The organism is Alkalicoccobacillus gibsonii, assembly GCF_016798245.1.
Classification (GTDB): domain Bacteria; phylum Bacillota; class Bacilli; order Bacillales; family Bacillaceae_D; genus Alkalicoccobacillus; species Alkalicoccobacillus gibsonii.
Genome location: NZ_JAEUZA010000005.1, coordinates 120,081 through 144,192 on the forward strand (window position 1 = coordinate 120,081; position 24,112 = coordinate 144,192).

The following is a 24,112-nucleotide window of genomic DNA, read 5'->3' on the forward strand; positions in this document are numbered from 1 at the left end:
TCACATTGCAATGGATTCTCTTACTTTAAAAAACCAGCTGATACGTTCATATCAGCTGGTCTGGTCTTCATTAATTATTGATTTTCTTGAATTAATCCTTCAATAATCGTTTCGTTTTTCGTTTTAGTTAAGGAGTAAAGCATGGCTAGCCCAACAATCACAAAGACACCTATGATTACGCCTAGAATATGAAGCCAAGGAATCGTGAAGCTGTACGAGAAAGCATACTGAGTTTGGCGATAAATCATGTACATAACCAAAATGCTTAGTGGCAACCCATAGAGAAGAGCCTTCACCCCGTAAAAAGCACTCTCAAACATCATCATCTTTTTAAACGATTTGTTTGTCAATCCAACCGACCGTAGCATGGCGAATTCTCGCTTACGCAGAGCAACCCCTGTTGAGATCGTGTTCAGGATATTTGCCAAGGAAATCAGCGTGATTAATGTGACAAACCCATAGGTGAATACGGATATGACGGCAATCATTTGCTCGCCTTGTGTTCTTTGATCGTATAAATTATTTATTGAACGATTTGAAAGCTCTGAAAGCGTTTGTTCCGTAGCCATTGGATCATCACTTTTTACGTACATCAAGTTATCCTCTGCTTCCAAATCTGATTCATTAAGTATTGCTTCAAATGTTTCGTTGGAAACAAAAATGTTTACGGATCCTAAATAAGCGTTATAACTTCCCATTGGTGTTTTGTCCGTTAAGGCTGTGACTGTCAGCGTAGGTAACTCTTTTGTCTCTTCTGTATCCCAATTGGTTTCTACGATATTTAACGAATCATTGATGTTTGTGATAATTGATTTTGTACGAACATATTTACTTTGTTCGAAATCCTCATACGTAATGGTATCAAGCACGATTGCAGACATCGACTCATCATCCCAATTATCAGGAATTTGTGCACCATCCACATATTCATCTAAGCTATCTTTATCAATTGAGGTAATTTTGGCATAATACCTATACTGTCCATCATCCATTCGGTCGTAACCACCAGATTCAAGTAGTTCAGGTGCCACTTCTGATTCATCCAAATACAAGGAGACATTCATTTCTCGTTGAGTTAAAACGTCTGTTACCTCTGCAGAGTCTTCCATACTCTCTCTTAGTTCACTCACCGATTCAGCATCATCTGAATAAATCTCCAAGTCATAACTCACAGCATCTCCAGACTCAGCGATCTGATAGGACTGCTTTAGACTATCAGTGAAAAAAGAGACACTTAAAAACAGAACAATACTGACGATGAGAGAAAGTACCGTCACATGATATCTTTTTTTGTTACGCTTTAGATTCTTAAGTCCGAGTTCAGCTTCAATGCCAAACAGTCGTCGAACTAATTTGGACGTACGAATCGTTTTATTTTTAAGCTTAATATCGTGTGTTTGCCTGATCGCATCCATCGCCGTAATTCTAGACGCGCGGAGCGCAGGAAACCAAGTAGATATAAAGATCGTTAATGCAGACAACAGAATGGTGATTAGAATGGAAAAAGGAGTAACCGTTAAGCTTAGCTGCTGATCTAGCCCAATGGAATCTAACATCGGATTAATCGCTAAAAACGTAATACCTATTCCAACAATCCCAGCAACAATCCCAATTGGAACACTTATTACTCCAATTATGGCCCCCTCAAAAAAGACGGAGTTACGCTTCTGACGTTTTGTTGCTCCAACACTTGAAAGCATTCCTAAGTATCTTGAACGCTCTGAAACTGAAATCGCAAATGCATTAAAAATCAATGCAACGGATCCCGCAATAATCACAACTATAATGACCCCTAACATTCCATTCATCGTTCGGTCGATACTGTCACTTGCTGTTATTCCTGAATGACGCAGAAGATCACTATTGTACTGCACATTTGTGATACCAAGCATATCTGAGAGTTCATCAGCATGGTCATAGATGGATCGATCAGGTTTGTCTACATACACAAAGCTATCCACTGGATAGTGCTCATCACTTTCATCAATATACGAAAGCACCATATATCCTGGCGTCCAGCCCCATTCCCAGTTCGGTTGTTCAAAGAAACCTACGATTGTGTAGGATGCGTCTTCCACTTCAATGAGTGTTTCGTTCAAATTGCCTTCGTCATCCTGCTCCAGCCAATTTTCACTTGTCAATAAACCGTCCTGTGGCTCTGCCCATTCTGCATCAGTGAATCGTTTTCCAGTGGCAAGTGTCACTTCATCTCCAATGGACCACGTAACTTCTTCATCTAAAGACGAGCTTACGATCAATTCATTTTCGGTCTTAGGCAGGCGCCCTTCTAGCAACTGCACATCAAATTGGGTGAAGGCTTCATCGTTCATTCCTCTTACCCAAATATATGGTTTAAAACTACTCATTGAATCATCAAGCTCCGCATATCCGCGACCTTGAATCAGTGACAGTGAGTCTGTTTGCTCATCCTGAAGAAGACTATCAATTTGATCGGTTGTAAGATCTTTATAGGAAACATGCCAATTCCCGTTATTCTCAATTGCTTCTTTTTTTAATAAGTCCGCATAAGACACACCAATCGTCACTACTGCCATAATCATCGCTGCTGAGATAATGGTTCCGAGGATTGTCACCAATGTTCGTTTTTTGTTTTCTTTTAAATGACGAATCGTCAGCTTATTCACAATGTTCATGGCCGAATGACCTCATCACTAGCAACCTTGCCATCCTCAATTGTAATGACACGATCTGCCTGTAGGGCAATCCGATCATCATGCGTAATCATAATTAAGGTTTGTTTGTACGTTCGGTTAAATCGTTTCAGAAGATCAATAATTTCTTTACTGTTTTTACTATCAAGATTTCCAGTCGGCTCATCAGCTAACATAATTGAAGGGTGACTGATCAACGCACGTCCAATAGAGACCCGCTGTTGTTGACCTCCTGATAATTGATTCGGTAAATGGGTTAATCGACTATCTAGGCCAAGCTGACCAATCAAGTCCGTGAAGTGCTGCTGATCTACCTTGTGCTCATCTAGTAAGAGAGGCAACGTTAAATTTTCCTCTACCGTTAAGATCGGAATTAAATTATAAAATTGATAAATGAGTCCAATCTGACGTCGTCTAAAGATCGCCAGCTGCGTTTCGTTTAGATCATAGATATTCGTTTGATCAATCAACACATTCCCACTTGAAGGACGATCCACCCCGCCAAGCAAGTGTAGGAGCGTAGACTTACCAGATCCAGAGGGACCAATAATTGCTACGAATTCTCCCTTATTCACAGTAAATGAGACGTTATCCAATGCCTTAACAGCTGTTTCTCCCTTGCCATACACTTTAGATAGGTTTTCAACCTTTACTAATTCCATATAATTCCCTCCAGCAGTTGATATCCTAAGTGTACAAAGAGAAGATGACGCTTTAATGACTCACCAGGTGACAATTCAGTCACTTTCGATTGTTCTTATAAAACGTGATGCGAAACACCGTGCCCTCTCCTTCTTTACTTTGAACATCAATCTCTCCATTTTGGCTTTTTATGATCTGTTGAACCAAGGCCAAACCAATGCCTACACTTCCTTCTTTTGCATGTGTTCCTTTGTAAAATCGTTGAAAAATATAAGGAAGCTCCTGCTTTGGAATGCCACTTCCGCTATCTGCAATTTGAATTTCCGTAAATAAAATGTTACTTGTATAGGAAATTGTTAGCTTTCCACCCGGTTGCGTATGCTCCACTGCATTCTTTAACACATTCCCGATTGCTTCCATACTCCATTGAAAATCTCCGACATATTGAACATTTGTCTCTCCTTCAATCTGAACATGAATCTCTTTTAACTCAATAGGGATCAGCAAGGGTTGAAGCGAACGTTCAATTAGGTCCGTCACTAAAACCTTCTCCCTCTTAAACGCAATCCCCCCGGCATCCATCTTTGAAAGCTTTAACAGTGAGGTCACTAACCATTCCATTCGTTCAAGTTGGACAAGCTGATGACGGGCAAACTCACGCCTTTTGTTATCACTTACTTCTGGCTCATACATAAGATCAGCCATAACAGTCATAGACGTAAGAGGTGTTTTTAACTGATGTGAAATGTCTGAGATCGCATCGGTTAGCTTATTCTTTTCTCCTTTTAAATCATCACTTTGCTCAGCAAGCATTCGTGTCACTCGGTAGATATCGTTTTTGAGTATACTCAGCTCCCCCTCCTCGTTATCTCGGATATCAAGCGTTTCACTCCCTGCAGCAATACTGCGCACATATTCGGACAGCCGCTCAATATCCTTATACCGCCTATTTGTGAAAACAAAAAAACCTCCTACTATAAGAATAGAAGGGATGAGAACTAGCCAAACAGCAGGAGCCTGGAGAAGCATTGCACAAAGCAAACCACCGCCAATAACCAAAGCGAAATAAAACAGTAAACCCTTTACTTCTCTATGGCGTAGCATGGCTATCACCTGCCTTGTAACCTAGTCCACGAACTGTTTGAATCATCTCAGGCTGATGCGGATCATCTTCAAGCTTTTCTCTAAGTCTCTTTATATAAACAGTTAACGTATTATCATTTACAAACTCTCCACCCACATCCCAAATCCGGTCCAAAAGCTGTGCACGCGAGAGAACCTGTCCAGGATGCGCAGCAAAAATCATGAGCAACCGATATTCCAGAGCAGTCAGCACAATTTCCTGACCACGTTTGTATACTTTTGCTTCTAATGTATGGACTTCAATGGGTCCTATGGATAAGGTATTTGATTGCGGCGAGGATGTTTGCTTGGAATACCGTCTTAGAACAGACTTAATCCGCGAGGTAAGCTCTCTCACTCGAAAGGGCTTCGTGATATAGTCGTCGGCTCCCATATCAAGCCCCATCACCACATTCACTTCTTCATCCATTGCTGTTAAGAAAATAACAGGAAGATCTGCCTTCCCTTTGACGAGCTGACAAAGCTCATACCCGCTTCCATCAGGGAGCGTCAAGTCTAGTAAGCAAAGTGTAATCGACTCAAGTTCCTGCTCAATAACCTGCTTCGCCGCTTTTGTATTCTCACATAACCGAACATCATAGCCTTCTTGTTTTAAAGAATAGCTTAGTCCTTCAGCAATGGCTCGGTCATCTTCTACAACTAGGATCGTCATGTGTGTCCCTCTTTCTGTACAGTACTCTCCCATTATTCTACTCACATTTTTGCGCTGCGTATACACTACGTTTAATACTTAGCTCAGATTTGACGAACACCAAAACGTATGGACAAGTCCATAAAAAAGAATGAGAGGCATCTGAAAAAAATGACCGTCCACTTCTCCTTCATAGGTATGTTGGATGTTGGTCGTACGCTCTGTGCTTCCAATTTGTTCTTCTTTTTTATCCAGAATAACCGCAGTCCGATCCATTTGAATCTTAAATGTAAATGTAGGATGACCCTCCAGATACACAACCACCTGGTGCGCTTTGAAAAAACCTTTTGGATATTCCGCTTCACCGATTGTCTGGTCATTCTTAAGAATCTCCCACTTCGTTTCACCCAAGAGTTTGATTTTCTTTTGTGAGATTGTATATGTATCCTGATTCCTATCATCGTAGGTACGAATGTTCACATCATAGATTGGATTACGTGTTTGTTTCGTAAAGAACCTCTCCATGGAGCCAATTTTAGCTTGTCCATCGTAAATTGAGAAGGAGTCGGTGGATCTCGCTATTGTTGGGGCGGTGTAACTAAAGTTCACTGTTAACCCTCCCACTCTTCCTCAAAACACATATACCAGTAATACGAGGGATCAAGCAGAGCAACAGCGCTTCTTGTTTCGGTCCAGTCCTCACTGTTCCCTTCAAATGCTTTGATTCTCTCAACCTGTTTTTTTCGATCCAATTCCCGATAAATCATAAGCACTTGCGATTTCTGATGTTTATTTAGAGTAAAAATTTTATTGTTTAATGAATCGATATCACCCAATGAATCTACGTATTGAATGCCTATCACATGTTCTGGACGATAACCTTCAGCTGACTCAGTAAAAAGCTTTTCAATTGTGTCCTCCGCCTTTTGAGGCAATGACTCACGCTCTAAGTGCAGTGAAAGGGAAACGTAATTTTCTTTATCTAATCGTGTATCCCATCTCCACCAGGATAAGTCCATTGGTCTTGAGCGACCGGTTAAATCATTTCGTTTGGAATCTTCCACATATGCATCAAAGCCTAGCCATTCACCTAAACGAGCAAAGTAATCTATCTCTCTGCTTGTGAACATTGAACGATTATGTAAGGAAGAAAGATTTAGCCTGCGAAAGTTTCGAACATAGCCTTCAAAGAAGGACATAAGTGGGTGCATTTGGTTAGCCAATAGTTACAACTCCTTTTTAAGAAAATGTTTTCTCATAGCACCTACATTCATGAACTCGCTCGTATCTGCTCTTCATCTGCTCAAGATTGTCTCCCGTATAATGAGCGAATCCTTGAATAAAGTGCAATCCTTTTGCCTTTACAGAGACTTGATCGTTATTGTCTATATAAACGTGGTAGTAGGAATCCACGTTCTGAAATCCGTTCCGTACATACCATTCACTCACCCACACGTCATCTCTTGTCCATGCCTCAAATCGATTAAGTCCCGTTTCTTTGGCCAATTTTTCTGCTTCTACTAGCAACTGATTACCAATACCTTTTCGCCGGTAGTCCGGATGTACGGCGATGTGCCAGATCATTCCGCCTAATCCTTCTCCTCTGGAGCATACTGTTTTTTCTGCGACTTCATATTCCACATCAATAAGTCCAACCACTTGATGATCTTCGATTGCCACCAACTCAATGGACGGATGCTCATACGTTTCTTTTTCCTTTAAAACATTGTCAAAATAAGCTGTATTTAGGAAGGCCAGAACCCTGCAACGAAGCCAGCTCTGTTCATCTGATGGTTGATATGGTCTGATTTCGATGTTCATTCAGCTCCTTTTAAGTTCAACACAGCAACAAGCTCTCCGTCTTCATCAACCTGCCCCGTTTCAACAAACCCACAAGAAGTGTACAATGCTCGCGCTACTTTATTATCTGCTTCATATGAGAGATAAATAGAATCAGCAGCACCTTTTGGAAATGTGCGAATATAGTCTATCGCCTCATGAGTAGCAAGCATCCCGTATCCCCTGCTTTGAAATTGTTTATCTAACATCAGTCTGGCAATGGTGTAACTTGGACCTCCTCCAAATTCATGCTCCTCGCTATACGTCATCATAATAAAGCCAATCATCGTATCACCCGCGTAAACTGCAAAAGGCATAACGGTTAGTTTCCCTTCTTCCAGGGCCACATATGCTTGCGCCAAGCTATATTCATTTGATCCAACAAAGGTTTTCTGATTATCTGCTACTTCAAGCTTCAAACATTGATCAAGGTTTTCCCAGGTAATTTTTTTAAAAGTAATCATTTCAGTTGATTCTCCAATCTTTCTAGTGCGTTATTAAGGTCTACATCCACTTCAACATGCTTAGGCGTCCAAGGTATATAAACATGAGGTTCAATCCCTTTGCCAGTCATACCCAATCCATCGTCAACTCGTGCTAACTTGGAGCTAGGATAGTGAAGAACATACCCTTCATCCCATTCTTGGCTCACCAAATTAGTGTAATCATTTACGCCAAGTGTGGGCCTTCCAATCACAGTTACTTTGGGTGACTTTTTGCACAGCTCAACAAAGGATTCTCCTGAGCTTGCACACTCTACATCAGTTAATACAACGACCGATTTTGGATACTCAGTTCCTTTTATAAACGTATCCGGTAAAAACGCGTCAAACTTAAATTCTACAAATCCTTTCCCACGATGCCTCGACCATTGATCCTGATAGGTTTCTAAGAACAATCGTGCGTTTGGATCTTCTACCTGCTCAAGATCAAGAGATAGATCACGCAGGGCACGCTCTGCATTTGCCTCTGTGCAATGATAAAGCATCCGATCCTCGGGTCCGCGAAGCTCCACTCCTTCTTCTGGCATTAGAAATGGCATGAGTGGGTAAAAGCTTGAATCACTTCCTCCTCCATTGTTTCGAACGTCAATAATCCAGTTTTCTGCTTGGGTGAGCTGCTCTTGATGCTCTAAGACCAATGTCATGATTGCATCTGGATTCGCGAAGTCGGAGAAGGTTAGAAGAAGTGTCTCTTCAGATACAGACTCCAGCGTATACGATGGTTGAGCGATGGATCTTTCCACCAATTGATAGGTAAAAGATTTTTGCGCTCCTTCTTTATCAATGATTTCACCGTAGGAATATCGCAATAAAACAGGTAACCAATTCTCTCTCTCCGCTTGAGATTCATGAAGCATGCGTTGATGAATTTTAAGTAGTTCAGTCACAGAATGGCCGCCCAATGAATAGATACTCATCCCTTTTTCCAAAAATGTATCTCCTAAAATGTCCGTTACAATTAAATGATCCTGATATCGTCTCACTCGAAAACCTGGATCTTTTTTTGCTTCTTTATGTATGGATGTATCGATAAATTGTATGTGATAATCATTAAAATCAAGTAGATAATCCCTAACACTATGTACAAACTCTTCTCTTGTTTGCTGATCTGCTCCTTGAATCAAGGTTTGAGGAAAATCCCAGCCCTTTTTGTCTTGTCCTCCTGCGTAATCATGCTGCATTGTATGCACAATGTCTCTTGCTATTTTTTCCATTATGTCACCTCCCTCCTACTATTCGACAAACCTAGGAGAATTCCTTTTCTCAAAACGTCTAAGAAAAGAGTTGACCTGAAATGCATTTCATACCTTATGCTCAAGATGCCACTAGTCGGCGAGATTCTTAGAGAAGCGTAACGACTAGTGGTTTTTACGTCGTTACTTAAGGTAAAATGAGGCTTAGTAAATGACGTAGGAGCTGTTTATTGTGACCAACATTCATGACATTGCTAAGATGGCTGGTGTTTCTGCTACAACGGTATCTAGAGTGTTAAATCATCATCCGCATGTGAATGAAGAAACCGTTAAAGCGGTGCAACGAGCCATTGATGAAACTGGCTATACAAAAAACATTCATGCGGTCCATTTAAAAAAGGGCAGAACAAATCTAATTGGGATCGTTGTGCCATTTATGGATCAAATCTATTTCAGTCAGCTCGTAGACGGGATTGCTAGAGCTGTTTCCAAAACAGACTGTCATTTGCTTATTATCCAAACGCAATACATTGAAGAAAAAGAGCTAGAAGCACTAGAGCTCTTAAAAACAAAGCAAATCGATTGTTTAATTTTTTGCTCTCGGAGTGTTCAGATGGATGTCTTACAAAGCTATAGTCAAAGCGGAAAAATGGTGGTGCTTGAGGATATTCAAGTCGAGGGGATTAGCTGTACCTACATGAATCACTATGACTCGTTTTATGCCGCCCTAGCGTTTTTGTATGCAAATGGGCATAAGCGGATCGGCATCTGTCTTAATAGAGAGAATAGTACAAGCAGCCTGCAACGTAAAAAAGCGTTTGCCGATTTCCTAAACGCACATCAGCTCCCATTTTTAGATGAAGACGTTGTGACGGATTGTTTATACCTTGAGGATGGCATCAATTTGGCCAATCAACTGATACAATCTGCTGCTCGACCAACCGCTTTTTTAGTAACAAATGACCAAGTAGCTGCTGGACTTTACACAACACTCGTTCGTGCAGGATGGAACGTTCCAAAGGACCTTGCGATTATTGGCTTTGACAATCAATCCATTTCCAAAGCCTTAGACATGACGACTGTACAGATCCCATTTAACAAAATTGGCGAACAGCTTATTAAGCAAGCATTGGAGTCTGAGGCAACAAGGCATGAAATTAAGCTTGAGCTCATTAAACGAGGAACCGTTTAAAATAGCATGAGGATGGCATAAAGTAACGCTCCTGCAACGAACATAAACCCACCAACCATCACAAAGCCATAAAGAAAACCCTTTGCCATCGCGAACAAATCAAGAGTCATTTCTTTTAGTATATTTAAAATTAACATGTTCCCCACTCCTTCTATTCGTACCCACCATTCGCTTCCGGTAGCTGCTGATACTCTGGTTTCGTTTGAATAATATTTATACGTATTTCATTTAAAACGGTTTCCCATTTTAATTGTTTCTGAAAATGACACGACGTGTTCCAACTAAGATCATAATCTTGCTCATTCATCGTCATTTTCAGCTCATATTTTTCATAAGGTTCCATACATGGAGGTCCTGAGCCCTTTGATACCTTAAACACATCGACCTCTCTAAACAAATTATAAATGTGTGAGAGTTCCTCATCCGTAAGAATCATTTCAGTCTCAGCCTTACCGTCAGCAACAAGATCCTTTGTAAACGTATGCTCATATGTATTAAGTTCGTTCGCGAGCATCACTCCATACTTAAGGGAAAAGGCAAAATCATCGGGCATTTGCTTAGGAAACGATTGATCACAGCCACTTACTATGAACAGGATAAGCAGAGGGAGACACCACTTTTTCATCAACTTTTTCCCTTCTATTATAAAATAAAGGAGAGCTTATTTTTGGATATAACTACTAATCTTGCAATTTTTGTTATGATCTTATTCATTCTAGTTTCCATCTTCCAATTCCTTCTTGCTTTTGGTTTTCCATTTGGTGAGTATGCCATGGGTGGCTACCATCGAACCTTGCCTAACAAGCTTCGCATAGTGAGTGTGGTAAACGGCATTGTACTACTTTTAATGGGGACAGTTTTTCTGATGAAAGCTGAGGTCTTAGACGCTCCAAGCTTCCTTCCCACTACGGTTCTAGTCTGGGTTTTCACAGGATTTCTTGCATTGAATACAGTAGGTAACCTGGCTTCTCAAAGCAAAAAGGAACGCATAGTGATGACACCATTGTCAGGACTGATGTTTGTCATGTGCTTGATTATTGCGTTGTCTTGATTTTCAGGCGGCGCCTCTTCATTTCAGCCTCATAGGTTAGTGCTCCATTAACTGCATTTGCATTTACATTTACCCACCCATTCTCATACTGATCTGAATCATCCCAAGGGAGGTATAATTCCCACAATCTCTGTTTCTTTTCACTCAATCCCAACACACTAACCACGTCTCTAAAATGTAATAGCCGACCAAAGATATGCGGACGATCTAACGTGCAGTTGCTTAGAGGATTATGAGTAAACATCCCTAAAGGTTGGGCTTCTGCTCGACTTTGGTAGACAAGCTCATTCTCACTTTCATAGGATAATTGCATGTGAAAATACATCGCTTCAAATTGAACGACCATTTCGTTATAGTTATTCTCATAACCCAACTTAGAAGCTATCATACACTTTGCCTCTAAGCGGAGTAAACGGCCAATCGGGATCACAATCTGTTCCACATTCTCAAATGACACTTCAATAAAAGCCGTCTCCTTACTAACCCAATCCTTAATCCACATTGGCTCTCTCACCTCACTACCTAAAAATATTCAATAAGATTCGCCTTTTTCCTCTTCATTTCTATTATGGTAAACTGTACGTACTAAAGACGAGAATGTAGGAGGCATAAACATGGCAGAACATAGCTTTCACCTAAAAGCCAACTGGCCAGGCTTACGTAATGATGTAGGAGAGATTGAATCAGGAAACCTTGTAACGAAAGTCTCGATCCCTCCTGAAATGGATGGACCCGGAGTTGGGACAAACCCCGACGAAATGCTGCTTGGCGCCGCAGCCACTTGTTACATCATCACGCTTGCTGCAATGATGGAACGCAGTAAATTAGATAAAACTTCGCTCACCATGGAATCCGAGGGAATTGTGGATGTCACAAAAGGCGTCATCACCTACAAAACAATCATACATAGACCACAAGTCGTGTTAACTGCAGAAGCCACAGAAAAGGACATTCAGCTTGCCCGCAAGCTTGCTGAAAAAGCAGAAACTTCTTGTATGATTAGTCGTGCCATTCAAGGAAACGTAGAAGTGAAGCTTGAAGCGAAGGTAGAGAAAGCAGAAAAATAGAGGAGGCTAATGACGATGAACATTACATTACTCGTATTTTTTCACTCGATTGATGACGCAAAGCAGGAGCTTATGAGCAAAACGTATCAATCAGACATCCGCCCGGTGGTCGGCGACATCATTCACGATCCCGGCTTCCACCCAAAATTTCATAACGGATATGAAGTGGCGAAGGTGACCATTGATTATTCTACTAATGAATGTCTTGCATCGCTGTCGCCATTGGTTGTGGAGCTGCATGAGATTTCATTTGATGAATACCAGGAGCATTTAGCTGAGCATGGGTGGAAGTCGGTTGAGCGGGAGAAATAGGCGTGGGGACACGATGTGGGTTTTGCGCATTCTCAACGTTTTTGAGCATCGACTGACCGGACCGAGCTTCTCCCAAAATTACTCTCGGCTTTCCAATTTCTTTTTCATCAACAGTCGCTGCCTCTCTCTCATTTCTTCAAACTTTAATTCTTTAAGCTCAACGACCTCTAACCAAATCATATATAGTAATGTAATTGGGGTACAAATGATAAAACTGACTGCTAAGGTCGTCACGATGTTTCCGATTAGACCGAAATAAGTAAAGATCACCTGTAAAAGCGTAAAGATCGTGACAGCGACGATTCCATATATCACGTATAACATGGCTCTTACTCCCCTCATCAACTTATGTTACTTCTTATTCCACAGCAAACGATTTATTCCTCTTCCACCAAAAAACAGCGCACCCTCAATTTAGGCACGCTGTCTCAATTAATCCTGTAATACTTCCTTCTGTTCTTCTACTTTAAATGCATCCAACAATGCACGAACTTCATCCGTAGACTTCGCATTCATAAGCTGATTTCTCAGCTCTCCCGCTCCGCGGAAATCACGAACGTAAATTTTAAAGAAGCGATGTAGCGGCTTGAATGCACGTGATTCAATTTCATGATACTGATCATGAAGATCTAGCTGCATTCTTAAAAGTCCTAGTAATTCCTCGCTTGTATGCTCTTTTGGTTCTTTTTCAAACGCATATGGGTTAGTGAAGATACCACGCCCAATCATGACACCATCAACACCGTACTTCTCAACAAGCTCCATCCCCACTTGACGGTTCGGTATGTCCCCATTGATTGTTAACAACGTGTCAGGCGCAATCTCGTCACGAAGCTTTTTAATTTCAGGAATTAGCTCCCAGTGCGCATCCACCTTACTCATCTCTTTACGCGTACGAAGATGGATAGACAGGTTCGCAATGTCTTGTTTTAAGACATGAGTTAACCAGTCACGCCACTCATCCACATACGTATAACCAATTCTTGTTTTTACGCTGACAGGTAGACCACCGGCTTTAGCCGCTTGGATCAACTCTGCTGCTACCTCAGGACGACGGATAAGGCCACTACCCTTTCCGTTTCCAGCGACATTCGCCACTGGGCATCCCATGTTTAAGTCGATTCCTTTGAAGCCCATCTCAGCCATACCGATACTCATCTGCTTAAAGTATTCAGGCTTGTCTCCCCAAATGTGCGCAACAATCGGCTGCTCATCTTCGGTAAAGGTCAAACGCCCGCGAACACTCTGCTTCCCGTCTGGATGACAGTAGCTCTCAGAGTTCGTGAACTCCGTAAAATACACATCTGGAGCAGCGGCCTGTGCGACAACATGACGGAACACAACATCCGTCACATCCTCCATCGGTGCTAATATAAAAAATGGCCGTGGTAAGTCACGCCAGAAATTTGTACTCATTGATTCATTCAGATCCTTTCATCTATGAAGCTGTGCATCAATCGATTGTATCAAACTCTCATAATCCTATCACAAAGCGGGTTTCACTAAAAGAACCCCGAATTCGATTTTACCGAAATCAGGGTGTGTCTCGCAAGTGTTTTTTAGATAGTGAAGGTTCTGTATGTTTACTTGTGTTCAATTCAAGAATTTTACGAACGACCTCTCTAGGCCTCACGTCTAATTCAGGTAAGTCATCTATAGGGATCCATAAAGGTACATACCGACCTTTTTCCTCTACCTTACTTATGTATTCAAGTCCACATCCTGTACCAAAAGTACCTGAAACAACCTCTGCTAAGTAAAAGTACTGAGTTCCCTGCCACTCAACAGTTTCTACAAGTTCTTTAATACGCACCTCTAAACCTAGCTCCTCAAATGCTTCTCTTACCGCAGCTACCTCTGGAGTTTCCTGTTCTTCAATTCCACCACCTGGAAACACATAGTAAGTACTTGGTCCTTTTATTCGTTTAATAAGAGCAACCTTGTGATCTTTCATGAGAACAATTGATCCACGATCTCTCATTGCCTCAGCTCCATTTTAATAAAATTCTTCAAATCAACATTATTTTTACATATAACTACCTTATCTCCATAATGATCTAATAGCTTTAATATCTCAGGCTTACTCTTGTTCTCAAAATAAGCGTTCCACTTAAACATGTTAATAAACATCTTAAAGGTTGGAGTATAATTGGCTTTCTCAATTCCTACTATTTGACGAATAAATCGTTTGATAATCCGATAATTCCTTTTCCCATAGGGTATGTCTAGAAATAAAATGAGGTCGGCCTGATCTAAACTGCCCTTGACCCATGTATGATGAACACCTTCTATAATCCATTTATCAAATTTCACAATGTTGTATAGTTGTCCATCTCTCTCTTCCACATTTCTTCTTATGTCTCTACTCCCTTCTACTCTTTCCCACACCATATTATCAAGTTCGTAATGTTGTATACCTGTTTGAATGGATAATTTCTTAGCAAAAGTTGTTTTGCCACTACCTACGGACCCAATGATGTGAATTTTACTAGGAAGGTCTTTCATATAATCCTCCTCTTGTTCTTTTTGTATTAAAAATACCACTCCGGAAACTTAAAGGAGTGGCATTCTTGATACACTTTTTTTACTTCTATTCTCTAGTTCGCCAACTCCATCTCCACCACACACTCCACATGCGTACTCTGCGGAAACATGTCCACCGGCTGCACTTTCTTTGTCTTATATCCACCTTCTTCAAGCACCTTCAGATCTCGTGCTAGTGTGGCAGGATTACAGCTCACATAGACAATTCGCTCTGGCTTCATTTGAAGCATGGTGTTGAGTAGCTTTTCGTCACAGCCTTTTCGTGGTGGGTCGACAACCATGACGTCTGGGCGGATGCCTTGGGCTGCCCACCATGGGATGACATTTTCGGCTTCGCCTACTGCGAAGTCGGTGTTTGTAAATCCGTTTAGTTCGGCGTTGCGCTTCGCATCGCTGATGGCTTCGGGAACAATTTCGACTCCATAGACATGTTTTGCTTGCTGGGCTAAGAACAGCGAGATGGTTCCGATGCCGCAGTATGCGTCGATCACGGTTTCTGAGCCAGTCAGGTTTGCGAACTCTAAGGTTTTATCGTATAAAACTTTGGTTTGCTCCGGGTTGACCTGATAAAAGGATCTGGCAGAGATCGCGAATTTAATATCCCCGATGGAGTCATAGATGTACTCTTCGCCCCAGAGAACTTTGGTTTTATCTCCAAAAATAACGTTTGTGCGTTTTGGATTGATGTTTTGAACAATCGACTTTACTGATGGAAAAGCTGAACGAATTTCTTCGATTAGGTTCTTTTTGTTTGGTAGAGCTTCATCGCGAGTAACGAAAACTACCATTAATTCGCCACTTTGACGACCATACCGAACAACCACATGTCTTAATGTGCCACGGTGTTTGTCTTCATCATATCCACGGATCCCATACTGGTTAGCTAGCTCTTTCACCTTTTGTACGATCTCATCGTTATGTTTGTTTTGAATGATACATTCTTCCATATCAACGATGCGATGGCTTCGTTCCTGGTAAAATCCTGCAATGACTTCTCCGTCACGTTCGCCGACTGGTACTTGTGATTTGTTGCGATAGCGCCAAGGCTCGTCCATTCCGAGTGTTGGAAGAACAGGAACGTCGGTAATTCCTCCTAATCGTTCTAAGGCATCCTGTACTTGCTTTTGCTTATAGCGCAGCTGACCAGCGTAGGTCATATGCTGCAGCTGACAGCCTCCACATTGGTCATAGATCGGACAGGGTGCCTCTGTCCGGTCAGGGCTTGGTTTATGAATCTTCATCAAACGTGCAAATCCATAGCCTTTACTTGTTTTTGTCACCTTCACTTCACAGGTTTCACCGGGCAGTGCTTTTGGGATGAACAATGTGTAGCCTTCATGCTTTGCAACCCCTGCTCCTTGGTGACTTAAGTCAGTGATTGTGACATCAAGTGTTTGATTCTTTTGTACGGGTGGTGTGATTTTACTCATCTATGTTAATTCCTTTGCTTCTAAATTTGATCGTATCGTTATTTTAGCATGAATGGAAATCCGTTGATATAGCATCGGTTTTCATTTCATTAATCGGAAACTTATGGATTTTTAAGAAGTTTCCTTTTTGAAAGCTTCTTCATTTCGACAGTACCTACAATACTACTTATCATGCCTATAACAATACTAGTCGTCACTACTTTAACCACATAATAAATCCCTGTTCCAGAAATACAATCGATAATGATGAAATTTCGTATGGTTGAACCTTCTATACTGTAAAACACGGTTTGATCCTTGCTGCTTTTTGACATCATTCCCCCTCCTTCCCACTATGGTATGTCGATGTAATTTGTCCAATAACAACCGATTTTGACATCAATTCATATAAGTCTAGCAACTTTACAAAGCTCTTCTTTTTATGTATGATCTGATACACAGACCGATCAGTCGGTATAATATAAAAAGGGTGATTAAAGTGACTAAAACAAAAAAGAACCTACTTGTTTTTCTGGAGAAACATCATTACAACCCCCTTGTGATGAAAAAAGCAGAAAAACTAGCTATGGCGTTTAATACAACGATAGATATTGTGATCATGTTTGATGTATATGAGGAAGATCAAGAAGACGAATTACAATTTATTAAAAGCGACTTAGAAAGCTTCTCAACTACTAGTCAATTGACTAAGAATATTTGGTTTGAAGAGTTAAGGAGTGAGTCTGATTATTTAAAGATCTTGAAGGAGAAATACAAGCTTAAAGCGTACTCACAATTACTTTCGGTAAACGAGGAAGAACATTTTCTAGATACCATGATTCATAGTTCTATGAGTCAAATGGTTCAAAAGCATTTTCCAGAAAGTGATTTGCATCTTCTTTCTATTAATCTATTACTATTCAAGAAAGACGAATTTGAATCTGGAAAATTTGCTTATTTGAATGAAGAGGTCAATGGTGATCTTACTTTAGTTTGTACTCATGAACCTAATGAGAATTCTGGACTCTATTTTAGAAGACTTTCAACTGATTTTGAGAACGGACTATTCCTAACCTCAATTAAAAATGGAACCGAGATTTATAAAATAGTCGATCGCGTCGCTATTGAGAAAATAAAGCTTGAACTATAAAATAAAATATACACCATATAGACCGATCAGTCGGTTTATTTTGAAAGGAATATTGATATGGAAACAAATACAAACCAGTCACTATTTAAAAATAGAACCTATGTATTAATCCTCTTGGCAGGGATTTTTGCGGTTATGGGCTTTAGCATGTTCTTAACAACAACCACATGGTATGTCGTCACCGAGCTGAACATGCCAAGTATGTTAGGCATTGTGTTAATAGCAGCAACTGTTCCAAGGTTAATTATGATTACGTATGGCGGAGTGCTAGCAGATCAATATAAGAAAACAACAATTATGTTTAGCACAAACTTAATTCAAGCCATTCTTATGTTCGTTATCTACTTGTTGATTGCGAATGATTCTATGACGTTATCCTTGTTGCTTGTTCTGGCTGCCTTATTTGGTATGCTAGATGCGTTTTTTGGCCCTGCCAGCTCCTCGATGGTACCTAAGATTGTTCCGAAGAGTCAGTTGCAACAAGCGAATGCGTACTTTCAAGGTGTTGATCAGGTTGCTTTTATCATTGGTCCCATCCTTGCTGGAGTCATAATGGAAACACGAGGCGTTTCCGATAGTTACTTTGTAGCAACGGTATTAATACTTGTTTCAGCTATTTTTGTCTTTCCACCATTAATTAAAGAAAAAGCTGTTGAATGGAGTCAGAAACAGAGTCCACTTAAAGAGTTAAAAGAAGGATTTCATTTTGTACGCTCTTCGGGATTTTTGGTAACTGGAATTCTTGTATTAGTCGTTTTAAATTTCTTTGTTTTTGGATCGTTGCATATTGCGATTCCATTACTAGTGGATGTACACGGTGGAAGCCCAATCAACTTAAGTTATATGGAAGTCAGCTTAGGTGTGGGTATGGTAGTAGGTACTCTCATACTGAGCTTTATAAAATTAAAAAGAAAAGGTTTTACTTCACTCATTGGTTTATTCTCTACCCTCATTTTCTTTTTGATATTTAGTATGCTTCCAAACTTAACGTTACTAACAATCCTCCTGTTTGTTATTGGTTTCTCAATGGCTTTTGTATTCATTCCTGTCTTTACACTTGCACAGGAAAATACTCAAGAACACTTAATGGGTAGAGTGATGAGCCTCATCTTTTTAGCGATGAATGGTTTTGATCCTATTGCCTATGGAATGGTGAGTGGTTTTGTGGCTACAGGACTCAACATACAGATCGTTCTCCTGGTGTCTAGTATCATTGGCCTTACTGCTACCGCCATTATTTACTGGAGAGGCAAAGAGTTTAAGCATATTAGTTAGCTAACAACAAGCTATGTCTAGTTATAGGCAGCCACATTTGATACGATAAGAATGTGGCTGTTAGTAAATGGACAAAAGCGAGGGACTGAGGTTAGGTGGACAAAAAGGTAAATTTGAAAGATAACATTATTTTAGCTGCTCGAGAGCTTTTTAACGCAAAAGGGTATTCTGAGACCTCTATGAGTGAAATAATAAAAAAAGCAAATACAAGTAAAGGCAACCTTTACTACCATTTTGAAAGTAAAGAGACTCTCTACCTCTCTATATTGGAAGAGGATTTGAATAAATGGCTAATGGATTGGCAGAAATACAACAAATCACAAGAGAAAAATAGTTTATATACATTCGCTAAGTTCTTTTCAACAAATAGTCTAAACAGTTTTTTCCATCAGGCAACAGAAGAGTTCTATGCTAGTACATTTAACTCTGAACAAACAACTTCGAGAATGAAAAAGATTGATGAGGCTTATTTAAACTTCTACGTAGAAATAGTTAAGGACTGCCAAGAAACTAATTTGATTGACCAGAAGGAAGATCCAAAAGTCTTAGGTTTTATTTTAATGTCCCAGTTTGTGAGTATAAATTTTAAAGAATACTACGGAAACGAGATCGACTCATATACTCTTCTTAGAAAAATGATTGATATTTTTCTAAACGGAGTTGGAACGTGAGAATATCAATAGAATAAAGAAGCAATCGTGTATATAGCCTACACGATTGCTTCTTTAGTTATTTAGCAAAGCGTTTAAAAAGCGTGACAAACGTTGTTAGTAGCCCTACAAAGAATAGAATTGAACCAATAACTATTATCTGCTGAATATGCATGGTTCTTCGCAGTTCCAACTCACTAAATTCAATACTTTCCTCAGGGAACTTGTTCATAAAACTGTTAATCCAACTATCTGCCATCCCCATCCCTAGGCTGGTACTAGATAAAATGAGTATTAACCCTACAACCGTTAGAACCACACTACCAAACATAAAGTACTTAAATATTTCTTTATTCATTCGTTCTCCCTCTTCCCTACCAACCCATTCGTTTCCGCAAAGAGGTGATATGAGCAATATGGTGATTGCCGTGCCAAGCATACATGCCGATCGCAGCAGATAGCTTCACTTCACCACTCTCCGGATGGATAAAGGTTCGGTCAAGCGCCGCTGAATCCAAAGAGTGCAATAGCTTTGCCCATCGCTCGTGTAATGAATCAAGCAAATTCAATGACACTTCTATCGCAAGCTTTGAGTCAGGGAGCTCTGCCCATCTATCTTCAAAATAAGGGCGTATCGTTGGTTCTTCCTCAGTAAGTGCCCATTTAAACCGAATATAAGAGTTCATATGACTATCAGGGATATGATGGACAACCTGCCTTAGAGTCCATCCATCTGGGCGATACGGTGTATCAAGCTGAGTATCCGATAATCCTTCTACTGCCTTCCTAACGTTTATCGGAGCCATCTCAATCTCTTTAATCCAATGAGTAATCTGATCTAAATGTATCACCGATGGTTCTGTAAACTGCCCAATTGGGTAACGAAGATCCATATGTTGTTCCTCCTCTTTCCTAAGCCTTTAACAGCTTTTCTCTTTCACTTTCAGTTAGTCTTGGACAGGTTTCGCAATAATCGTGACCAGTGGAAAGCTTAAATGCTAAGCAACAATGATTACGTAAATAAAAGGTCTCATTATCTGAGTACTTAAAATGGGTAAGTCGTTTATATTGATTTGGAATGAGTGAACTTTCATGAAGATGTTTTTCATCATGTAAAAGTACATTTACTTTATCATAGTTTAATTCGTTACTGTATCTCGTTTTTATTCTTAAGTAATAATTTAATACTTGATGCCACACCAGTGACCACATGATGTTCGTTTTACACCCTGTATATGTTGATACGGCATCTAAGATCTTTTCAACTTGAACAATTAAGTCCTGAAGAAAACTGCTGACCAAACGATCTCTTTCAGACAAACGTTTATAAATAAGAGGCTTAAGGTCACTCTCATTTATTCTGTAGGTGAATTGAGCTTGCCTAATGATATTAAAGTGAATAGAGCTAGGTACTATAGGGAGTTTAAGATCATATAAACTAACTGATATCATGGCAGCGGTCACAAGGACCGAGAACCGTTTTGCAAATAAAGAACCAACTACAATTTTAGGAGGGTTATCTAAAAGAGATGATTGTGTATCTAGGATCTCTTTTCGTTTGGCCGGGTCGACATAATCACTTAAGGTGTACGGATATGCCATTTCGGGATCGTGAGTAACAGATATATGAAACTGTTCAGATAAAAATTGTTTCGTCTCATCAGGTAGTATCATTTTCGATAACCTCCGTGAATCACTCGATGTCATTCAATATTTCATCGATGATCTGACCTCTTCCAATGGCACCCCACCCTTTAAGAAGCCAGTATGAATCCGTTGCATAGATCTGATCTTTTTGGGCGGCAGGAATTTGGTTCCATAGCTCGCTTTGCTTCATTTCTTCCACTGTGTCAGAGCTGTTCACATCACCTTCTAAAAAGATATAATCTGCGTCAATCTCAGGTATCGTTTCCAATGAAAGATCTTCACGTTGATCAACCGGCGTCATTTGCGATGGTGAAAAGGTTAACTCATTATATAAAAGTGTATTCATGGGGTGCCCGTTCTCGGCGTAGATTTGAACCATATCATCTCTTAGGCGCAGGTATGCAAGTTTACGATCCTCTAATGTCTCAATGATTTTTCTCGCATCTTCTGTTTTTTGACTTAACTCATCTATTTTCTTCTCTGCAAGATCCACTTTGTCATACATACCAGCTATCGCTAATAAATCTTCTGTCCAGAAATCAGGATCCTCATCATAATCAAGCCACTCATTACCAAGAACAATCGTAGGTGCGATTTGCTCTAATAGATTGTAGGTGTCATCTGGTGTTCTACTTTCAACAAGTATGACGTCTGGATTGAGTGATGTAATGGCTTCTAGATTAGGCTCATCTGCCGAACCAACTAATTGCACTCCTTCTAATTGATCTTCTAGATAAGCTGGGTAGTCTCCACCATATCGAGCCTCCACATTTACAGCATACGGTTTTTCATCAATTGTTAACATATGGTCGATGTATGTTGCTGATAATACAACGGCTTTTTCAATTTCTAAAGGAACGTCTGACTCTCCTTTAAGATGCGTGATTGTTTGTGTCTCTTCGACAGCCGTTGCACCTTGATCTTCTGCAACATCCTCTTGATTACTACACGCACCAATCATCGCTAAAGATCCGATTAAAGAAGTTAAAATCACTAAATTTGTTTTCCTGTTCATATTCTCCACCTCATAATGATAATAATTATCATTATCATGACTTATGAATACGATTCGATCAATAGACTTACTTGCATGTTTTGATGGACATTTTTTCTACAAGCATTATTGCTCGATCAAATGTGTATAGATAAACTCCAATGAATATTGATATCCTCTTGGTCCTAGGGTCTGATAGAACAAATCGTGAGCTTCTATGAGATTGCTCTTTTTATTTAAGCTACTTCTAAAATCTTTCATTCTCTGATGTGCCTCAACATTTGAATCAACCATGATAAAAATATAATCGGCAAGCACTGAGTTAAGCTCTTCCAATCCAAATTCTCGATGAGTCCCAGTAATAAGTTCAGAAGGATTAAGCTCTAAATCTTTGTATAATAAATGTCCCATTTGACTCGTTTCACCGTACATTCGGTACCCTTGAGGCCCTACCCTGATGAAACAAACCGTTTTTACACCTAATGTATCTTGTAAAATCCGTTTTACTTTCTCTTTTCTTTCTTCGAATTGTTCGATCCAATTCTCAGCTTGAACTTCACGCCCAAAAATAGAAGCCAATTCAACTAAGACTTCTTTGTAATTTCTATTTTGCTGAAGAATCATAATAGGAGCAATATGATCTAACTCAGTAGTTGGAATGAAGGATTCACTAGCTAATATGATATCTGGATTTGCATCTTTTAGTTTCATGTAGTTAGGGACCACACTATCAATTAAAATCCCGTGTTGACTATTATTAATCGTACGTTTTGAAACTCTTTGCTTATATGAAAGGGATGATACCGGATTAAGTCCAAGTACAGAGAGATGATCATCAAATCCGTAATAAACTGAAGCGATATTCAGGTTCTTCTTTTTCATGTAATGTGAAGGAGCTACGCCCTCTACTTTTTTAAATACTCTACTAAAGTAATATTCATCGGTATACCCTAAGTAAGCTGCAATGTCTTTCGCTTTCACTCTTGAGAACAATAATTGCTTTGCTAGCTTCATTCTTTTTTCCCTTAAATAGCTTGAAGGAGTGATATGATACGCTTGTTTAAATTGTTTACTAAATTGTGTGATGCTGTATCCAGAATATGACGCTAGAAATGACACGGTTAGGTTATCTGTAAAGTGTTTGTCCATATACAGTTTGACATCTTCCATTGATCGAAACGAAGTCATCTGTGCTTTCTTTTTTATATGGTGTAACAATTGACCTAGAACCTGTTTTATTTTCAACCGATTATGCTTCTCATACGTACTAAGAAAAAACAACCCATTAGACGCCAATCTTATATCAGCAGAAGGATCGACTATGATCGGATATGTAGGTGAAGTGATAACCCATTCCTTATTTTTCCTACTTATTTCAGCACAATGAAAGAAAATAGCTACACATTCAACAAAAGTATCCTCATCTGAATACCACATCACGTTCATACCAGGTGTAAGGATAAGTGAATCTCCACTTCCTATTGAAACCAGCTCTTGGTTGATGGTTAAATCACCACGTCCCTGCTTCATATAGATCATGCAATAACTATGCATCTTCCTCATATACGTTTGTTCGTTCCCAGTAAACGCAATCTGTTTTATGTGAACATTTGATAGATACAAATTATTTTTCATTGAAATCCCTTCTACATTCATAGCTACCCCCAGTACAAACCATGATGATAAATAGCTGAATCTATTTTATTATATATTTTTTTGATGATAAGAACATTTTTCTAGTCTAAATAAGATCAGTTTATTCAACTAATTGGGCGTATCATAGAAAATGAAAGGTATCAGATTAAAGGATGGATGGGATAACAATGAAGATGTCTACGATTGAATTTCATTTTAGTAATGGAATTAGGAAACAATCTCTAATCATTAATCAAAACAACGAGGAGTATACAACATTTTTAGGGAAACTTCCTACCCTCTTTTCATTTGAAGATCAGATCGGTGTGAACAAAATCAGCTATCCTAACAGAGATCTTTTGCTAATGACTGATAGTCACGAGTCTCAAGATCATGTGAATGTCCGCTATAAACATTTAAGCAAGATTATTGAATTAGGTTCATTTTCATTAAATAAACAGGAATGGAGACAAACGAAGGAACGTTTTCAAGTGTTAATTGATGTTGTAGAACCTGGTCATTGAGACACGAAGTGAACTGCCTTACGAAAAATTTGATAGTAA

General features: G+C 39.7%; 31 protein-coding genes. 8 read left to right on the forward strand and 23 right to left on the reverse strand.

All coding sequences use genetic code 11. The features are described from left to right. Window positions 1–74 precede the first annotated feature (74 nt). The 9 genes from JNO66_RS17480 to JNO66_RS17520 form a co-directional block, all read right to left on the reverse strand. The gene (locus JNO66_RS17480; protein ID WP_203090457.1) at window positions 75–2,654 is read right to left on the reverse strand and encodes an ABC transporter permease; all 2,580 of its coding nucleotides are present in this window, start codon (window positions 2,652–2,654) and stop codon (window positions 75–77) included. Beyond that, window positions 2,651–3,334 carry an ABC transporter ATP-binding protein gene (locus tag JNO66_RS17485; protein WP_203090459.1) on the reverse strand — a complete coding sequence of 228 codons (684 nt, stop codon included), beginning with the start codon at window positions 3,332–3,334 and terminating at the stop codon, window positions 2,651–2,653. Before JNO66_RS17485 ends, JNO66_RS17480 begins: the two co-directional genes overlap by 4 nt. Window positions 3,335–3,413: 79 nt before the next feature. Next, window positions 3,414–4,418, reverse strand: coding sequence for a sensor histidine kinase (locus JNO66_RS17490; protein ID WP_203090461.1), 1,005 nt, complete (start codon window positions 4,416–4,418; stop codon window positions 3,414–3,416). Beyond that, window positions 4,405–5,109: a response regulator transcription factor gene (locus JNO66_RS17495; protein ID WP_203090463.1), complete on the reverse strand. Its 705-nt coding sequence runs from the start codon at window positions 5,107–5,109 to the stop codon at window positions 4,405–4,407. Before JNO66_RS17495 ends, JNO66_RS17490 begins: the two co-directional genes overlap by 14 nt. Before the next feature lie 78 nt (window positions 5,110–5,187). Then, complete coding sequence (locus tag JNO66_RS17500; RefSeq protein WP_203090465.1) at window positions 5,188–5,697, reverse strand: tubby C-terminal domain-like protein; 510 nt, start codon at window positions 5,695–5,697, stop codon at window positions 5,188–5,190. A gap of 2 nt (window positions 5,698–5,699) precedes the next feature. Next, a complete protein-coding gene (locus tag JNO66_RS17505; protein WP_246483340.1) occupies window positions 5,700–6,311 on the reverse strand; it encodes a hypothetical protein in 612 nt (203 codons plus the stop codon). A 16-nt stretch (window positions 6,312–6,327) separates the two neighbouring features. After that, the gene (locus JNO66_RS17510; RefSeq protein ID WP_203090467.1) at window positions 6,328–6,909 is read right to left on the reverse strand and encodes a GNAT family N-acetyltransferase; all 582 of its coding nucleotides are present in this window, start codon (window positions 6,907–6,909) and stop codon (window positions 6,328–6,330) included. After that, window positions 6,906–7,391 carry a GNAT family N-acetyltransferase gene (locus JNO66_RS17515; protein ID WP_203090469.1) on the reverse strand — a complete coding sequence of 162 codons (486 nt, stop codon included), beginning with the start codon at window positions 7,389–7,391 and terminating at the stop codon, window positions 6,906–6,908. The genes JNO66_RS17510 and JNO66_RS17515 overlap by 4 nt, the downstream gene beginning before the upstream one ends. Then, window positions 7,388–8,644, reverse strand: coding sequence for a S41 family peptidase (locus JNO66_RS17520; protein WP_203090471.1), 1,257 nt, complete (start codon window positions 8,642–8,644; stop codon window positions 7,388–7,390). The genes JNO66_RS17515 and JNO66_RS17520 overlap by 4 nt, the downstream gene beginning before the upstream one ends. A gap of 211 nt (window positions 8,645–8,855) precedes the next feature. Between JNO66_RS17520 and JNO66_RS17525 the strand changes: the two genes are divergently transcribed. Further along, complete coding sequence (locus tag JNO66_RS17525; protein WP_203090473.1) at window positions 8,856–9,815, forward strand: LacI family DNA-binding transcriptional regulator; 960 nt, start codon at window positions 8,856–8,858, stop codon at window positions 9,813–9,815. Here JNO66_RS17525 and JNO66_RS17530 read toward each other — a convergent pair. Then, on the reverse strand, window positions 9,812–9,952 hold the full coding sequence (locus JNO66_RS17530; protein WP_203090475.1) for a hypothetical protein: 141 nt from the start codon (window positions 9,950–9,952) through the stop codon (window positions 9,812–9,814). The two genes, JNO66_RS17525 and JNO66_RS17530, sit on opposite strands and share 4 nt — an antisense overlap. A gap of 14 nt (window positions 9,953–9,966) precedes the next feature. Further along, window positions 9,967–10,440, reverse strand: a complete 474-nt coding sequence (locus JNO66_RS17535) for a hypothetical protein (RefSeq protein ID WP_203090477.1) — start codon at window positions 10,438–10,440, stop codon at window positions 9,967–9,969. A 42-nt stretch (window positions 10,441–10,482) separates the two neighbouring features. Between JNO66_RS17535 and JNO66_RS17540 the strand changes: the two genes are divergently transcribed. After that, window positions 10,483–10,866, forward strand: coding sequence for a hypothetical protein (locus JNO66_RS17540; RefSeq protein ID WP_246483341.1), 384 nt, complete (start codon window positions 10,483–10,485; stop codon window positions 10,864–10,866). On the opposite strand, the gene JNO66_RS17545 is transcribed toward JNO66_RS17540, so the two are convergent. Beyond that, the gene (locus JNO66_RS17545) at window positions 10,850–11,368 is read right to left on the reverse strand and encodes a hypothetical protein (RefSeq protein WP_203090478.1); all 519 of its coding nucleotides are present in this window, start codon (window positions 11,366–11,368) and stop codon (window positions 10,850–10,852) included. The two genes, JNO66_RS17540 and JNO66_RS17545, sit on opposite strands and share 17 nt — an antisense overlap. Before the next feature lie 112 nt (window positions 11,369–11,480). Here JNO66_RS17545 and JNO66_RS17550 point away from each other — a divergent pair, with 112 nt between their 5' ends. Continuing rightward, complete coding sequence (locus tag JNO66_RS17550; protein WP_203090479.1) at window positions 11,481–11,933, forward strand: OsmC family protein; 453 nt, start codon at window positions 11,481–11,483, stop codon at window positions 11,931–11,933. Window positions 11,934–11,948: 15 nt separating this feature from the next. Continuing rightward, complete coding sequence (locus JNO66_RS17555; RefSeq protein WP_203090480.1) at window positions 11,949–12,245, forward strand: hypothetical protein; 297 nt, start codon at window positions 11,949–11,951, stop codon at window positions 12,243–12,245. Between the two features lie 78 nt (window positions 12,246–12,323). On the opposite strand, the gene JNO66_RS17560 is transcribed toward JNO66_RS17555, so the two are convergent. The 6 genes from JNO66_RS17560 to JNO66_RS17585 all read right to left on the reverse strand — a co-directional run bounded on the left by JNO66_RS17560 (window position 12,324) and on the right by JNO66_RS17585 (window position 16,533). After that, window positions 12,324–12,569, reverse strand: coding sequence for a hypothetical protein (locus JNO66_RS17560; RefSeq protein WP_203090481.1), 246 nt, complete (start codon window positions 12,567–12,569; stop codon window positions 12,324–12,326). A gap of 108 nt (window positions 12,570–12,677) precedes the next feature. After that, window positions 12,678–13,661 (reverse strand): tRNA dihydrouridine synthase, encoded by a 984-nt coding sequence (locus JNO66_RS17565; RefSeq protein WP_203090482.1) that lies wholly within the window; start codon window positions 13,659–13,661, stop codon window positions 12,678–12,680. Between the two features lie 118 nt (window positions 13,662–13,779). Continuing rightward, entirely contained in the window at window positions 13,780–14,199 is a 420-nt protein-coding gene (locus JNO66_RS17570; protein ID WP_246483342.1) for an NUDIX hydrolase, read from the reverse strand. Between the two features lie 23 nt (window positions 14,200–14,222). Continuing rightward, complete coding sequence (locus JNO66_RS17575) at window positions 14,223–14,750, reverse strand: P-loop NTPase family protein (RefSeq protein WP_203090485.1); 528 nt, start codon at window positions 14,748–14,750, stop codon at window positions 14,223–14,225. A 92-nt stretch (window positions 14,751–14,842) separates the two neighbouring features. After that, a complete protein-coding gene (rlmD, locus tag JNO66_RS17580; RefSeq protein ID WP_203090486.1) occupies window positions 14,843–16,219 on the reverse strand; it encodes a 23S rRNA (uracil(1939)-C(5))-methyltransferase RlmD in 1,377 nt (458 codons plus the stop codon). A gap of 101 nt (window positions 16,220–16,320) precedes the next feature. Continuing rightward, window positions 16,321–16,533: a hypothetical protein gene (locus JNO66_RS17585; protein ID WP_203090487.1), complete on the reverse strand. Its 213-nt coding sequence runs from the start codon at window positions 16,531–16,533 to the stop codon at window positions 16,321–16,323. 227 nt (window positions 16,534–16,760) lie between these two features. On the opposite strand from JNO66_RS17585, the gene JNO66_RS17590 reads away from it, so the two are divergent. The 3 genes from JNO66_RS17590 to JNO66_RS17600 all read left to right on the forward strand — a co-directional run bounded on the left by JNO66_RS17590 (window position 16,761) and on the right by JNO66_RS17600 (window position 19,294). After that, entirely contained in the window at window positions 16,761–17,348 is a 588-nt protein-coding gene (locus JNO66_RS17590; protein WP_210340931.1) for a hypothetical protein, read from the forward strand. Window positions 17,349–17,405: 57 nt separating this feature from the next. Then, entirely contained in the window at window positions 17,406–18,623 is a 1,218-nt protein-coding gene (locus JNO66_RS17595; protein WP_203090489.1) for an MFS transporter, read from the forward strand. A gap of 95 nt (window positions 18,624–18,718) precedes the next feature. Continuing rightward, a complete protein-coding gene (locus JNO66_RS17600; RefSeq protein WP_203090490.1) occupies window positions 18,719–19,294 on the forward strand; it encodes a TetR/AcrR family transcriptional regulator in 576 nt (191 codons plus the stop codon). 58 nt (window positions 19,295–19,352) lie between these two features. Here JNO66_RS17600 and JNO66_RS17605 read toward each other — a convergent pair whose 3' ends face one another. The 5 genes from JNO66_RS17605 to JNO66_RS17625 all read right to left on the reverse strand — a co-directional run bounded on the left by JNO66_RS17605 (window position 19,353) and on the right by JNO66_RS17625 (window position 23,549). Further along, entirely contained in the window at window positions 19,353–19,631 is a 279-nt protein-coding gene (locus JNO66_RS17605; RefSeq protein WP_203090491.1) for a hypothetical protein, read from the reverse strand. A gap of 16 nt (window positions 19,632–19,647) precedes the next feature. Then, on the reverse strand, window positions 19,648–20,166 hold the full coding sequence (locus JNO66_RS17610) for a YfiT family bacillithiol transferase (protein ID WP_203090495.1): 519 nt from the start codon (window positions 20,164–20,166) through the stop codon (window positions 19,648–19,650). Between the two features lie 19 nt (window positions 20,167–20,185). Then, on the reverse strand, window positions 20,186–20,947 hold the full coding sequence (locus JNO66_RS17615) for a (2Fe-2S)-binding protein (protein WP_203090497.1): 762 nt from the start codon (window positions 20,945–20,947) through the stop codon (window positions 20,186–20,188). 19 nt (window positions 20,948–20,966) lie between these two features. Next, entirely contained in the window at window positions 20,967–21,935 is a 969-nt protein-coding gene (locus JNO66_RS17620) for an ABC transporter substrate-binding protein (protein ID WP_203090499.1), read from the reverse strand. Between the two features lie 105 nt (window positions 21,936–22,040). Further along, window positions 22,041–23,549 carry an AraC family transcriptional regulator gene (locus JNO66_RS17625; protein ID WP_203090501.1) on the reverse strand — a complete coding sequence of 503 codons (1,509 nt, stop codon included), beginning with the start codon at window positions 23,547–23,549 and terminating at the stop codon, window positions 22,041–22,043. 194 nt (window positions 23,550–23,743) lie between these two features. Between JNO66_RS17625 and JNO66_RS17630 the strand changes: the two genes are divergently transcribed. Further along, window positions 23,744–24,073, forward strand: coding sequence for a hypothetical protein (locus JNO66_RS17630; protein ID WP_210340932.1), 330 nt, complete (start codon window positions 23,744–23,746; stop codon window positions 24,071–24,073). The last annotated feature ends 39 nt before the right edge of the window (window positions 24,074–24,112 follow it).

Excerpts from the sequence above, each read along its gene's own strand:
- JNO66_RS17480 (WP_203090457.1), bottom strand. The coding sequence starts at position 2,654 with ATGAACATTGTGAATAAGCTGACGATTCGTCATTTAAAAGAAAACAAA.
- JNO66_RS17575 (WP_203090485.1), bottom strand. The coding sequence starts at position 14,750 with ATGAAAGACCTTCCTAGTAAAATTCACATCATTGGGTCCGTAGGTAGT.
- JNO66_RS17585 (WP_203090487.1), bottom strand. The coding sequence starts at position 16,533 with ATGTCAAAAAGCAGCAAGGATCAAACCGTGTTTTACAGTATAGAAGGT.
- JNO66_RS17615 (WP_203090497.1), bottom strand. The coding sequence starts at position 20,947 with ATGATACTACCTGATGAGACGAAACAATTTTTATCTGAACAGTTTCAT.
- JNO66_RS17620 (WP_203090499.1), bottom strand. The coding sequence starts at position 21,935 with ATGAACAGGAAAACAAATTTAGTGATTTTAACTTCTTTAATCGGATCT.
- JNO66_RS17605 (WP_203090491.1), bottom strand. The coding sequence starts at position 19,631 with ATGAATAAAGAAATATTTAAGTACTTTATGTTTGGTAGTGTGGTTCTA.
- JNO66_RS17490 (WP_203090461.1), bottom strand. The coding sequence starts at position 4,418 with ATGCTACGCCATAGAGAAGTAAAGGGTTTACTGTTTTATTTCGCTTTG.
- JNO66_RS17545 (WP_203090478.1), bottom strand. The coding sequence starts at position 11,368 with ATGTGGATTAAGGATTGGGTTAGTAAGGAGACGGCTTTTATTGAAGTG.
- JNO66_RS17625 (WP_203090501.1), bottom strand. The coding sequence starts at position 23,549 with ATGAAAAATAATTTGTATCTATCAAATGTTCACATAAAACAGATTGCG.
- JNO66_RS17560 (WP_203090481.1), bottom strand. The coding sequence starts at position 12,569 with ATGTTATACGTGATATATGGAATCGTCGCTGTCACGATCTTTACGCTT.
- JNO66_RS17590 (WP_210340931.1), top strand. The coding sequence starts at position 16,761 with ATGAAAAAAGCAGAAAAACTAGCTATGGCGTTTAATACAACGATAGAT.
- JNO66_RS17630 (WP_210340932.1), top strand. The coding sequence starts at position 23,744 with ATGTCTACGATTGAATTTCATTTTAGTAATGGAATTAGGAAACAATCT.
- JNO66_RS17510 (WP_203090467.1), bottom strand. The coding sequence starts at position 6,909 with ATGAACATCGAAATCAGACCATATCAACCATCAGATGAACAGAGCTGG.
- JNO66_RS17535 (WP_203090477.1), bottom strand. The coding sequence starts at position 10,440 with ATGAAAAAGTGGTGTCTCCCTCTGCTTATCCTGTTCATAGTAAGTGGC.
- JNO66_RS17610 (WP_203090495.1), bottom strand. The coding sequence starts at position 20,166 with ATGGATCTTCGTTACCCAATTGGGCAGTTTACAGAACCATCGGTGATA.
- JNO66_RS17495 (WP_203090463.1), bottom strand. The coding sequence starts at position 5,109 with ATGACGATCCTAGTTGTAGAAGATGACCGAGCCATTGCTGAAGGACTA.
- JNO66_RS17530 (WP_203090475.1), bottom strand. The coding sequence starts at position 9,952 with ATGTTAATTTTAAATATACTAAAAGAAATGACTCTTGATTTGTTCGCG.
- JNO66_RS17485 (WP_203090459.1), bottom strand. The coding sequence starts at position 3,334 with ATGGAATTAGTAAAGGTTGAAAACCTATCTAAAGTGTATGGCAAGGGA.
- JNO66_RS17570 (WP_246483342.1), bottom strand. The coding sequence starts at position 14,199 with ATGAAAGATCACAAGGTTGCTCTTATTAAACGAATAAAAGGACCAAGT.
- rlmD (WP_203090486.1), bottom strand. The coding sequence starts at position 16,219 with ATGAGTAAAATCACACCACCCGTACAAAAGAATCAAACACTTGATGTC.
- JNO66_RS17555 (WP_203090480.1), top strand. The coding sequence starts at position 11,949 with ATGAACATTACATTACTCGTATTTTTTCACTCGATTGATGACGCAAAG.
- JNO66_RS17595 (WP_203090489.1), top strand. The coding sequence starts at position 17,406 with ATGGAAACAAATACAAACCAGTCACTATTTAAAAATAGAACCTATGTA.
- JNO66_RS17550 (WP_203090479.1), top strand. The coding sequence starts at position 11,481 with ATGGCAGAACATAGCTTTCACCTAAAAGCCAACTGGCCAGGCTTACGT.
- JNO66_RS17515 (WP_203090469.1), bottom strand. The coding sequence starts at position 7,391 with ATGATTACTTTTAAAAAAATTACCTGGGAAAACCTTGATCAATGTTTG.
- JNO66_RS17565 (WP_203090482.1), bottom strand. The coding sequence starts at position 13,661 with ATGAGTACAAATTTCTGGCGTGACTTACCACGGCCATTTTTTATATTA.
- JNO66_RS17520 (WP_203090471.1), bottom strand. The coding sequence starts at position 8,644 with ATGGAAAAAATAGCAAGAGACATTGTGCATACAATGCAGCATGATTAC.